General features: G+C 60.6%; 6 protein-coding genes and 1 tRNA gene. 4 read left to right on the forward strand and 3 right to left on the reverse strand.

The features are described from left to right. Position 1: 1 nt before the first annotated feature. Positions 2-958, reverse strand: a complete 957-nt coding sequence (locus QP828_RS07045; RefSeq protein WP_016441972.1) for an ABC transporter permease — start codon at positions 956-958, stop codon at positions 2-4. 165 nt (positions 959-1123) lie between these two features. After that, on the reverse strand, positions 1124-2725 hold the full coding sequence (locus QP828_RS07050; protein ID WP_016441973.1) for an ABC transporter substrate-binding protein: 1602 nt from the start codon (positions 2723-2725) through the stop codon (positions 1124-1126). A gap of 369 nt (positions 2726-3094) precedes the next feature. Here QP828_RS07050 and QP828_RS07055 point away from each other — a divergent pair, with 369 nt between their 5' ends. Next, positions 3095-4090, forward strand: a complete 996-nt coding sequence (locus QP828_RS07055) for a FadR/GntR family transcriptional regulator (protein ID WP_274732998.1) — start codon at positions 3095-3097, stop codon at positions 4088-4090. Between the two features lie 557 nt (positions 4091-4647). Continuing rightward, a complete protein-coding gene (locus QP828_RS07060) occupies positions 4648-9957 on the forward strand; it encodes an exo-alpha-sialidase (RefSeq protein WP_274732999.1) in 5310 nt (1769 codons plus the stop codon). Between the two features lie 150 nt (positions 9958-10107). Here the strand turns inward: QP828_RS07060 and QP828_RS07065 are convergent, their stop codons facing one another. Then, positions 10108-11247, reverse strand: coding sequence for a sialidase family protein (locus QP828_RS07065; protein WP_274733001.1), 1140 nt, complete (start codon positions 11245-11247; stop codon positions 10108-10110). Positions 11248-11725: 478 nt separating this feature from the next. Here QP828_RS07065 and QP828_RS07070 point away from each other — a divergent pair, with 478 nt between their 5' ends. Together QP828_RS07070 and QP828_RS07075 are read left to right on the forward strand one after the other, a co-directional pair. Further along, on the forward strand, positions 11726-12304 hold the full coding sequence (locus tag QP828_RS07070; protein ID WP_016441977.1) for a GNAT family N-acetyltransferase: 579 nt from the start codon (positions 11726-11728) through the stop codon (positions 12302-12304). 122 nt (positions 12305-12426) lie between these two features. Beyond that, positions 12427-12514 (forward strand) — tRNA-Ser (locus QP828_RS07075). Positions 12515-13224: the final 710 nt, after the last annotated feature.

A 13224-nucleotide genomic window follows, 5' to 3' on the forward strand; every position in this document is an offset into this window, starting at 1 on the left:
ATTAGACCTCCCGGATACGCGGGTTGATCAGCACGTAAAGCATGTCAACCACAATATTGACGACGATGAAGGCCAAGGCCACCACGAGGACCACGCCCTGCACCAGGAGGGGGTAGTTCTGCTGGACGCCTTCGAGGATAGCCATACCCATGCCGCGCATGTTGAAGATAACTTCAATAACCACAGCGCCACCCATGAGGTAGCCGATACGTAGACCGAGCACGGTCACCGGGGAGATAAGGGCATTGCGCAGCACGTTGCGGGAAACCACCACGCGCTTGGGGATACCTGCACCGATAGCGGTACGCACGTAGTCCTTATCGAGTTCCTCCACCATCGAGGTACGAATAACACGGGTGAGGGAACCGGCCACCGGGACACCCAGGGCGATAGCCGGCAGCGCCATGCGCGCCAACCAACCGGCCGGGTCTTCACTGAAAGCCGGGAGCGCGCCGGATGCCGGAAGCAGAGGCATATTGACGGAGAACGCCAGGATCATAAGAACGGCCAGCCAGAAGGAAGGCGTTGCGATGAAAGCGATGGAGAAGACGCGGATGATCTTGTCGGGCCACTTGTCGCGGTAGAGCGCGGCAATGACACCGAAGACGAAAGCGAGAATAACGGCGATAATAAGGCCGAGGAAGGTCAACTGCATGGTGATGGGGAAAGCCTCACCCACGCGCTCGGCCACCGAAGCTTGGTTGGCGCCGTACGTGCCCAGGTCGCCCTGCACGAAGTTGACGAGGAAGTTCCAGAACTGAGCGAGCCAGGGATCATTGAGTCCCATGGCCTGACGGTAGGCTTCCAAAGCTTCTTCAGATGCCCCTTCACCGAGGGCCGAATAGGCCGGATCGATCTTAGAGAAGGACATCAGGAAGAAGACGAGGAAGGCAACGCCCAGAACCATGATCGGAAGCACCAACAGGCGGCGCCCGATGAGTCTGAGAAGGTTGTTCACTGCAATATCTCCTCGGGGCTGCGGCGCCCCGCGTTGACTATTTGAGGGAGTATTTGGGCAAAGCTCGGGCCGGGGGTGGGGTTTACACCACCCCCGGCCCTCGCATTACCGTGTGTTCTTTGAACCAGCGCCGCGCGTGTCGTCAGCGCTGAGTCACGCGATTATTTACTTTCCAGCCGCGGCGCCAGCGTTGATGAAATCAAGGCCGGTCGTCGAGATCGGGGAGAAGTTGGTGACCTTGTCCGGGTAGTACGCGGTCAGCATCTGACGGTGGAAGAGCGGGTAGAGCGGAACTTCTTCGGATACCAGATCGAAGGCCTTGTTCCATTCCTGCTGCTGGGCGTCGCCTTCAAGGGTGACAGCCTTATCCATGTACTGGTGCAGTTCCTTGAACTTCTCGGAGCCACCCCACTGGGTGCGCTTCTTGGTCCAGGTGTTATCGCCGTACCACCAGCTGAGCAGGAGGTCGGGGTCCTGACCGAAGACCGAGGGATCGCCGGGGGCGAGAGCAACATCGAAGGTCGGGTTATCGACGTCCAGGTTATTGGCGTAGAGCGCCGAGGAAGCCTGGGATTCGATGGTCGCGTTGATACCAACGGCAGCCAGATCGTTCTTGATCTGCGGAGCCAGTGCGGTGATCCACGGGTGATCGGTGGTCAGCAGCTTGATGTCGAGGTTCTCAACACCGGCCTCCTTGAGCAGTTCCTTGGCCTTCTCAGGGTTGTACTTGTAGACCGTGGAAGCTTCGTGGAAGTTCGGATGGCTCTCCGGGAGGAAGGACTTGGCGGCCTTCGCATTACCCGAGAGCGCGTTGGAGATCAGCTTCTCAGTATCAACAGCGTAGAAGAATGCCTGGCGCACCTTGTTGTTATCAAGCGGAGCCTTCTTGGTGTTGAAGAGCAGGAAGGGCAGGTTGAAGCCCTGAACCGCGTCAATCACACCGCCGGCACCCTTGATAAGAGCTTCGGCATCGGCCGGGGCCGCTTCGATAACATCCACGGTGCCCTGCTGGAAGGCGGTGGTACGAGCGGTATCGTCCTTGAGGATCTCCCACTGCATCGCTTCCGCGGTGGCCGGGAACTGCCCGTTGTAGTTCTCATTCGGGGAGAACTTGATGTGGGCGCTGGTGATCTCATCGTACTTCCACGGACCGGTACCCATGGGCTTCGAGGTCAGCTCATCATCGCTCATCGAAGCCGGAACGATCTTGACGAGGGCCAGACGTTCCTTAACCAGCGAGAAGGGATGCTTGAGGTTGATGGTGACAGTCTTGTCATCCTTCTTCTGCACGTTGTCAATGAAGCTGAGCATCGGCAGGTAGATATTGCCCTCAGCGGTGGACCGCTCGAAGGACTTGACCACGTCATCCGTGGTCACCGGGGTGCCGTCCGAGAACTTCGCGCCGTCACGCAGCGAAACTTCGTACTGGGTATCGGTCACCTTGGTGGGCGCATCTTCCTTGGCCAGAGCGCGGTAGGGCTTGTAGTCGTGGTAATCCAGTTCGTACAGACCCTCCACCACGTGCATATTCGCGCCGGTCGCCAGCGCGGACGAGGTAGACGAAGGATGGTAGTTATTGGATTCATAGGCGGCTGCCGCGCGAATGGTGCCACCCTTTGCCGGCTGTCCCGAGGGAACTGCGGCCTTCTCGGGTGCATCTCCACCGCTCTTGCCGGTGTCAGATCCACCGCCACCGCAGCCGGACAGCGCCAGCACACCAGCGGCCAGCACGGCCGTGGCCTTGGCGCCCCACTTCATGCGTGTCATTGAAGTGTCCTCTCCTTTGAGTTCTTCCGGAAATTCACTGCCGAATTTCCGCTATTTTTTCGCGTGCGACAACCATCTTTAGCGTCGCGTACCTATGACTCTAGATTGTCTGACAACTTTGTGCAAGCCCGGTATCTGGCTTGTGAGTAAACTGTGACCAATTTGTGATGAACCTGGAAAGCGGGACGTCCGGCGGCTGGGTGCACCCCGCGCGGCGGCGGCCGCGCGGGCGTCGTCGTACCACGCCGAAACCACCTCGAAACTGCCCCGAACGGAATGAAAGTGCGCGAAAACGAGCGTAACGTGACCCTTTTCAATATTTCTGCGCGCATCTTTTGAAAACATCCGTTTTCCGATACCTTAGGTGTCATGATGCCCGACGACGCGCAGTCACATGCCACGCAGGGCGCTATGCGGGCCACCGGCGGCCACACCGGTTCCGGCTCGGATCGCGCCGATTTGGTCATGGACGCTTTGAAACAACGAATTATTGAAGAACGCCTACAACCCGGCGCGAAGCTCCCCACCGAAGCGGAGCTGTGCCGGGAACTCGGGGTGTCACGTTCCTCGGTGCGCGAGGCCCTGTCCAAGCTGGCGGCGCTAGATATCGTTACCTCGCAGCGCGGGAAGGGCACCCAGGTGGCGAATATGTCCCTCTCCCCGCTGGTGGAATCTTTGCTGCTGCGTTCCTCCGCGCGGGCCGGCGCCGGTACGGGCGCGGTGGAAAGCGTGGCCCAGCTGCGCGAATATCTGGACCTGGGGATGGCGGAAGGCGTGGTGCGGGCACTGTCGGGCACCCATCACGATAACCTGCACGACATCGTGGCGCGGATGACCGAAAAGGCACTGCGCGGGGAAAATTTCCAGCACGAAGATATTGAGTTCCACATTGCGATGACGTCCGCGCTCGATAACGAGGTCGCGTTAGAGATGGTCACGGCACTGTGGGTGGTGCACTCTATTGCGTTGCGCGATTTAGACGACGACGTTGACGAACTCCTCCTCGAAACCGCTCAGGCACATAAACGTATTATTCAGGCCGCCGAAGATGGTGATATTTTCGCGTATCGCGGGGCAGTCATTGACCACTACCGGCCCCTCAATATGATTATTGACCGCCATGAAGCAGCTCAGCAGCACGCGAATTCCGGGGGTTCCGGGGGTAGCGCGGAAAGCACGCCCGGGGAGTGCGGGGATCCGGAAGCGCCGCCGGCGGCGCTTACCGCTCAGGCCGCTGCCCAGCAGCGCGAGGCTGAGCGGGCCGTGCGGGCCGAGCGGGCTGCGGATATTGCCGCGCGGGCGCAGCGAGCCGCCTCCTTTGCCGATATTGCAGATCCAACGTCGCGGGTTTCCGGGGTGTTGTGAGGCGGGATTCGCATTTTGTCCACGGCTCCCAAAGCTGGCTAGAATATACATAATCGTTCAGCCCGCCTCGACTTCGGTCGAGGCGGGCTGGATCTCTGTTTGCGGCCAGTAGCCCGAGTGCCCTCCGCCCGCACGCTTTTATCCTTCAGTTCCAAACTAAAAATTATGGCGTGAGCCAGAATCATTGTTTCGGCATTCCCATCCCGATAGGCTTGTAGCGGAGCCCCGGTGGAGCGCTATCTGGCCATGTCGGATATTCTTACCGTGGCATTGAACTGCTTTGCGGAGCTACGTGCCGACTGCGCTGCGCCGTCGTACCGAAACGCGGAGAAATAGACCCGCCACGGCCGCGACATCCACCAAAACAACGTTCCACAGCATGACCACAACGTCGTTCTGCATGCCCGAAACGCTGTTTTATGCGGCCGGAACGCTGTTCCACTAGGCAGTGTTGTCTGACAATACTTTCCAAGCGCGGAGTTGCTGTGCTATTTTCGTTGTTGTCTGACAATAGCGTCAGACGAGACGATGATGTCTGCCAGAAAGGTAACAGCACAATGTCAACTCCTCGCGCCCGGCGTGGGTGGAGTGCATTCGTGGCACTGTCAGCCACGGTTGCTCTCACGGTCACGCCGTTGACAGCGTGGGCCAGCCCGGGGGAAACGCCCCCGCAGCCCGAACCTCAGGCAGCGGAAGTCCTCGAGACTGCGCAGCCGCCGGCCCTCACTGCTGACGAATTAGAATCAGGCACGTCAAGCGCTCTCGCCGCGGAGAGCAGGCCAGAAAACAGCGAAACGGCAACCGAACCTACTAACAGAGCCGCCGAAAGCACCGCAGCTTCGGAGGCGGAAAATACCGCGAACGCCGCGAACTACATGTCGCTCACCCTTGAACGAACCGATGACAACGGGAATGAGCTCCGCATCGGCCAAAAGATGACGTTCGCAATTACCTACACGAACCACTCGAAGCGAAACATCACGGCGTTCCCGTACCAGTCGAATCTCAAGGGTGTTCTCACCAATGGAACACCGAATTGCCGCTGGGCCAATCTCAAGCCCGGCGAAACCAAAGGCTGCACGAAGGTTACCTACACGGTGACAGCCGAAGATGCAGCGACCGGCACCTTCACCCCCTTCGTGGAATTCCGCGCCACCGAAGATCGCAACGGCACAAAAGTCCTCCAGGAAGGTATCCGCCAGGAACTGGCCCCGGTAACCCTCATTAACGAGCAGGCCCCGAAGGAACCGGACCCGGCCACCATCCCCACCGAGCGCAAGGATATGGAGACCGTGCGCCTGGCACGCGCGGGCGATAAGGAAGACTACTGCTACCGTATTCCGGCTCTCACACAGGCGAATAACGGTTGGATCTTGGCCGCGTACGACGGCCGCCCCGGATCCTGCATGGACTCCCCCAACCCGAACCACATCACCCTGCGTATCTCCAAGGACAACGGGAAATCGTGGACCGAGCCGAAGGAAGTCCTCCAGGGCAAGGGCACCCTTTACAGCCGCGATAAGTACGGCTACTCCGATCCGTCCTTCGTGGTGAACGAAGAAACCGGCCGTATTTTCCTCTTCTCCGTCTTCTCCTATGACAAGCGTTTCCAGGATTCACGCCCGGGCACGGATCCCAAGGATCGCAATGTGCTGCACGCACAGGTGGTCTACTCGGATGACAATGGCGAGACCTGGTCTGAGCCCCGTATCATCACGAACGACATCACTTTCGATAAGGGCATTCGTTCCCGCTTCGCCGCTTCCGGCGCTGGTATCCAGCTCAAGTACGGCAAGCACAAGGGCCGCCTGGTTCAACAGTTCACGATGACCATGCCGAATAACCGCGGTTACGCGGCGGTTTCCGTGTACTCGGATAACAACGGCGAGACCTGGACCCCGGGCCAGCCTGTTTACGGCGGCATGGACGAAAACAAGGTCGTGGAGCTGTCCGACGGCACTCTCATGATTAACTCTCGTTCCTCGGATAATGTGTGGGCCCGCAAGATTGCGTATTCCACGGACGGCGGGGCGACTTACAGCCCCATGCAAATCGATTGGCAGCTGCCTGATCCGCATAACAACGCCTCGATTATCCGCGCCTTCCCGAACGCGCCGCAGGGCAGCGATAAGGCGAAGATTCTGCTTTACTCCTCGTCCTCCGCAGACGGGCGACACAACGGCCTCATCCGCGTTTCTTATGACGACGGCGAAAGCTGGTCGGTGGGCAAGCTCTTCAAGAAGGGCGCTATGGCCTACTCCACGATGTGGGCGATGAAAGATGGCCGCTACGGCATCTTCTTCGAGGGCGATAACAATGACATGCTCTATGCCCACTTTGGCTTCGATTGGCTGAACTCGGTACCGCTCTCCACCACCCCCGAGCGCGTGGTGGTCAACCGCGGTGAAGCGAAGGTGAAGATCAACGTATCTAATCTTGGTAGCACCGCCATCGAAAATCCGGTTATGGCGCCGCTGTGGCTGCCGCGCGGTTGGTCCGCTGAGCAGGTACAGATCGGAAAACTGGAGGCCGGCGAAACCCGTACGGTCTCTATTCCGGTCACCATCGGTAATGATGCTGTCGCGTACGACGACGATATCGGGCTTGACTTCGTTGTGAATGTGGAAGGCAAGGTCGGGGTGAACGCCAGCGCGATTGCCCGGCTGGAGGAACGCGAAGGGGAAACCCCCGCACCCCAGCAGTACATGACCGTGGACTTCGAGCGCACCGATGACGGTGGAGAACCGCTGCGCATCGGCCAGGAACTGACCTTCCGTGTCTCCTACACGAATACCTCAGATCGCACGATCACGGCTTTCCCCTACCAGTCCAACCTCAACCGCTTCCTGACCACCGGCACCCCGAATTGCCGCTGGGGTAATCTGGCGGCCGGAGATACCAAGGGCTGCAATACCATCACCTACAAGGTGACCGCCGAAGATGCCAAGCGTGGCACCTTCACCCCCTACGTGGTCTTCCGCGCCACGGAGGATCGCGAGGGCACGCGGGTGCTTCAGGATAATATCCGTGCCGAGCTGCCCGCCATCAAGGTGATCAACGAGGAGATTGGTAAGCGGCCCGATCCGGCCACTATCCCCACCGAACGTGGGGATATGGAAACCGTGCGCCTCGCGCGTGCCGGGGATAAGGACAACTACTGCTACCGTATTCCGGCCCTCGCCCAAGCGAATAACGGCTGGATCCTCGCGGCTTATGACGGCCGCCCGGATTCCTGCATGGACTCCCCCAACCCGAATCACATCACTCTCCGTATCTCCAAGGACAACGGAAAGTCGTGGACGGCACCGGAGGAAATCCTCCAGGGCAAGGGACATATCCGCGACGCCGATAAGTACGGCTTCTCGGATCCTTCCTTCGTGGTGAACGAAGAAACCGGGCGTATTTTCCTCTTCTCGGTGTTCTCCTACGATGTGCGTTTCCAGGATTCCCAGCCGGGCACCGATCCGGATAACCGGCGGGCCCTGCACGCGCAGGTGGTTTACTCCGATGACAACGGCCAGACCTGGTCGAAGCCGCGTCTCATCACCAAGGACATCACCTTCGATGAGAATATTCGCTCCCGCTTCGCGGCCTCCGGCGCTGGTATCCAGCTCAAGTACGGCCCGCATAAGGGCCGCCTCATCCAGCAGTTCACGATGACCATGCCGAACGGCAAGGGCTACGCCGCCGTCTCCGTCTACTCGGATGACAACGGCGCCACCTGGACCCCCGGCCAGCCGGTCTACGGGAACATGGACGAGAACAAGGTCGTGGAGCTTTCCGACGGCACCGTCATGCTCAACTCGCGGTCCTCGGACGGCATCATGGCCCGCAAGATCGCCTTCTCGAAGGACGGCGGCCAGACCTACACCCCGATGCAGGTTGAATGGCAGCTGCCCGACCCGCGCAATAACGCCTCGATTATCCGCGCGTTCCCGAACGCTCCGGAAGGCAGCGCGCAGGCGAAGATTTTGCTGTACTCCTCGTCGTCCGCGACCTCGCGTTCGAACGGCCTCGTGCGTATTTCGTACGACGACGGACGCACGTGGTCAGTTGGTAAGCAGTTCAAGCGCGGTGCCATGTCGTACTCCACGATGTGGGCCATGGATGACGGCCGGTACGGCATCTTCTACGAGGGCGATAACAACGACATGCTCTACGCGCATTTCACCCTGGATTGGCTGAACTCTCTGCCTGTTTCCGCGGTACCCGCGGAGAACGCCAAGGTGTATCGCGGTAAGTCCACGATTCCGCTATCGGTAACGAATATGGGCAGCGAGGATCTCGCTGGTGTGGTGGCCACCCCCGGTGAGCTGCCCGCCGGGTGGGAAGCCGAAGCCGTGGAGCTGGGCACCCTCAAGGCCGGGGAAACCCGCGTTGTTCAGGTGCCGGTAACCATTGGCGCGAAGGTACTGGCCGGTTCGGGTGATCAAACCATCCCGTTCCGTATTACTTCCGGTGACAAGGTGGCGGCCAATGGCTTCGCCGAGGTCACCCTCATCAATCGCAAGTGCGAATCGCGGCCGGTCTACGTGCCGGGCGTGAAGCTCGCGAATGAAGTGGCAGCAGAAACTACCCGCGAGGATAACGGCACCGATAACCTCTTCGATGGCGATCTCAATACCATCTGGCACAGCCCGTGGAGCTCCACGATCAAGCTGCCGTTGGATATTGATCTGGCACTGCCCCAGGCTGAGAATATCGGCCGGGTGGATGTGCACCCGCGCAGCTTCGGCGGGGATAACGGCCGCATCCGCTCCGCGGAACTGTGGGCCGGTAAGGACGCTGAGAGCGCGGTGAAGATTGCCGAAGGCACCTTCGAGAATTCGCCGGAGCCGGCAACCTTCTTCGTGGACACTAAGGACACCAAGTTCCTGCGCCTGCGCATTACCGGCACCTACGGGCGCACCGCCGATTCCCTGGCCTCCGCCGCAGAAATCGCGGTGTACAAGATGACCGAGGTTTCCGATACCTGCGTGGAGCCGAGCCCCGAACCCGAGCCGACTCCGGGCACCGATCCCACGCCGGGCACTCCCGATCCGAGCCCCAAGCCGGATCCGACGCCCGATAAGCCGGCACCTTCGCCAGAACCGACTCCGGGCACTGACCCGACGCCGGGCACTCCGGACCCGAGCCCCACTCCCAGCCCGGAACCGACACCGGAGCCGAGCGAACCCGCGGTTCCCGAATCGCACGGTAACGCCAACTACCTCTCGAACTCGTGGACATCCACAGTTGCTGACCTCGTCTTCTCCTATGGGCGTGCCGGCGACGAAGTCCTCGTGGGCGATTGGACCGGTGACGGCCGCAAGTCCGTTGCTGTGCGCCGCGGCAACCAGTTCTTCGTGAAGAACTCCCTGGGCGGCGGCAACGCCGACACCGTATTCTCGTACGGCAAGGCCGGCGATAAGGTTGTGGTGGGTGACTGGGATGGCGACGGCAAGGCCACCTTCGCGGTTATTCGCGGCAATAAGGTGTTCGTGAAGAACTCGCTGACCAGCGGCAATGCCGATAGCGTCATCGCTTACGGCAAGGCCAGCGATACCCTCATCTCCGGTGACTGGGATGGCGACGGCATCGCGACCTTCGCGGCGGTACGCGGCAACCAGTTCTTCGTGAAGAACTCCCTGGAATCCGGAAATGCGGACGCTGTCTTCAGCTTCGGCCGCGTGGGCGATGAGGTCATCGTGGGTGACTGGGATGGCGACGGCGTGGACACCGTTGGGGTGCGCCGCGGCAACATCATCTACACCGCCGATGCGCAGGGCAATACCGTGATGAGCGTCGCCTACGGCAAGCCCGGCGATCAGCTCCTCATTGGTGACTGGGATGGCGATGGCATCGACACGCCTGGCGTGCGGCGCTAAGCGCTCCCCATCTCGCTGAAAAAAGCACCTCGCGCTGAGAAGCACCTCGCGGCGCGATAAGCGAGATACAAACCGGGGCCGGGTGGGCTGGATTTCCAGCTCACCCGGCCCCGTTGCGTGGCGTGCCACGCGGCTACGTTTCCGGTTTAGTTAGCGCAGTTCCTCGCCCGGGATCAGGTCCAGGTAGAGCGAGTTCTCGCGTTCAAAAACGACGGCGAGGTTATCCGCGAGCCACACCGCGTCGGAGTAACCGAATTCGCCCGGGCCCAGGGAGCGGAGCAGGCGTCCGGCGTCGTCAATAATAGCGCCGTTCTCCCGCGCGGTATCCGAATGCGGATGGATGAGGACGGTGCCATCTCCGCAGGTGATGAGCTTGGCATTGCAACCCGGATCGGGGAAGTTCAGGGGCTGCGGTTCAGACCAGCTCAGGCCATCGCTCGAGCGTGCCACCACGCGCCCACCGCAACCCTGGAGGCGGATATTCGCGATGACCTCTCCCCCGCATACCTCGAGGGTGGTTTCGTCCAAGCCGGGGGTACCCACCGGGCGGATCGGCTCGGAAATCGCCACAATCTTGCCTGCGCGCACATGCACCACGTAGATAACCGCCTCCCCGCCGCGGTTCGTCACGTATGGGAGAAGCGCGGTATCGCCCAGCAGCGGGGTGGAGCCGGAGGTGGCGAAAAGACCATCGCAACGCAGCTCACTATAGAGCTCATCGTCCACCCGAGTATGGCTCAGAGAATCGAGGCTGGTCCCCCAGGCGATCCAAGCTTCCAGCCGCGGGCCATCAAAGCGGGAGCCGAAATAGCCGATTTCTTCCGAGGCGGCGTAGGCCAGGGTGATGCCGGCATCGTTCCCGGCGGCGGTTGGCGCTGCGGCATCCGCGCCCGTAGCACTGGCTACCGGAGCGCCGGCCACACACGGATCCCCGCACACCGCAGGAGTTCCCGGAACCGGGAGCGGAGCGGAAAATTCAAGGTCCTGCGCGCGCAGCGGCGTGCCCGGCGCGGGGAGCTTGGCGGTGATATAGCAAATACGGTTGGGATTAGGCAGGTCGGCAGCCATTGCCCCACCCAGGTTTTCCCAGTCAAAATCCCCGCTCGGATGCGGGCGTTCATCGAAGAAGACGGTCAGCTGGTTATCCCGATGCAGCACGGCCGGGATGCGGAAATCACGGTCGGCGGTACGGGTGACGAGCGCGCGGGCCGAACGGCCAGCCGCGGCGCCAGCGCTGGGCGCGGTGGCCTGCGCACGATCATTGTGCGGGTCCTTATGTAGAGAAGTCATGGCACCATCCTATGTGGTTGTCAGACTTAATGCCGCGGCCCGGCGCTGGGGCGCCGCCGCTCACGTTTCCGCGGGATAACAGGGCTGGTGGGCGGTAGGCGCGGCGTCGTCGCCCTTCATTCACGGCAGACACGTGCCGGTGGTGCACACCACGTTTTGACAGGGCCGCCGCGCTGTGTAAAATCCTGTGTGCAGCAAGCGAGGCCGGGCGGTACCACCCGCGTTTCCAGCTGTTCGCGTACAGCAACGATACCGATTCTTGACCGTTACTAGAGCTTGCACTGAAGACTTTTCTTGTTTTACGCTAGCGTTCAGCGGCCCATGACCGCGTGACACCCCCGGTGTTTCGTCCGGTACGACGACGCCACCCCCAACCCAACCTAACAGCAGCGCATATTTGCTTCATGCATGCCAAGCGCTGGCTAATTCCTGACCGAATTTCCCCTGTGGGACCGAGTTGCGGAGGACGACGACTCTCATGACCACTCAATTGACTCACCTGACCCGGTGCACGCGTGAGGATATCCCCACCCTCGCCACCATCCGCCGCACCATCGAAGAAACTATGGCCGCCGCAGGTAACAGCCAGTGGCCCCTCGGCTCGCTGCCGGTGTGGAAAATCGCCGAGCAGGTAGACGCCGGCGAATTCTGGGCTTTGCGCGCGGCCGATGGCACTATCACCGCCGCCGTGCGGGCCCTGCATTCCGACCCGCTCATCTGGTTCGATGACAGGCCCGCCCTCTACCTCCACACCCTCATGGCCAATCCGGCCGTTGAGGCGAAGGGCGCCGGGCGGGCGATCCTGGCCGCGATGGCCCAGCTGGCAGTCACCTACGGCTACGACCGGGTGCGCCTGGATTGCGTGGGCCCGCTGCGCGGCTTCTACGCTCGCCAGGGATTTGAGGACACCGGCATGACCCATTCCGGTAACCACTCGGCGGATATGGATGCGCATCTGATGGAGCGCATCCTGCTGCCGGAGTTCACGCCGGTGGGTGAGTTTGGGGCTGTGGGGCAGTTTGGCCCAGAACTTGACGTGGCGGTGCCGGCGGCGTAGGTGGTGGCGCTATAGATAGCACCGCAGCGCTGTTGCATTCCGATTTAGAATCCAGGCGGGTGTGGCAGCGCGCGAAACTAAGCTAAACTTGCCTTTTGCAGCCCGCGTGGGCGGCGCTGCCTGGAGAGTTGTCAGAGCGGCCGAATGAGACGGTCTTGAAAACCGTTGTGCGGCGACCCCGCACCAAGGGTTCGAATCCCTTACTCTCCGCATGCGATCTAACCCTCAGGTCGAGAAATCGGCCTGAGGGCTTAGTTTTTGTTGAGCTGGCGCGGGAAAGTCGGGGAATGGTGGGGCTTGGAACGCTCCCCCGTAGCCACTCTTGACCGGTCTTTAGGGGTACTTACGGGTACTTCGGGGGTACTTTTGGGGGTACAACCCAAGGGGTGGAGATTTGTACCCCCAAACCGGGGTACGCGACGAAAATAAAAGGGGCGATTTGAGGAACAGCGCCTCCGTTCGGGACTGCGAGATAGATTTACACGCTGATAGTATTGAGATGCCGGCGAAAAGAGGGTCAGGGATCCTCTTCCCCCACCGAGGGGATAGCTGGCTCCTACTTTTTACCCGCCCCCGGCTACCCAATACTGGTAGCGAGCGGCTCAACATGGGTCAAGATGTTCTTCAATGTATGCCCCTGGGCGATGCTGCGGGGAGATTTTCACGCGATGACGGCTCGGTGTCGAGCGCAAGTTTCTCGAACGGAAAGGCTTCTAACAATGAGAACAGACGAGGAACTACTTGCCGAAATTGAAAGCGATGCGGACATTGATCCCGAACGGCTTATCACGGATCCAGAACGAGTAAAAATAGCTGCCGCACAAATTCGGATCAAAAATCGTAGAGGGTGTCAAATAGTTTGTGTAAATGCTTGATTTGAGTAAGAAATTGAGGATTAACTATGACTATGACTGATGTTC

It is taken from the genome of Actinotignum sanguinis, assembly GCF_030230305.1.
In the GTDB taxonomy this organism is placed as follows: domain Bacteria; phylum Actinomycetota; class Actinomycetes; order Actinomycetales; family Actinomycetaceae; genus Actinotignum; species Actinotignum sanguinis.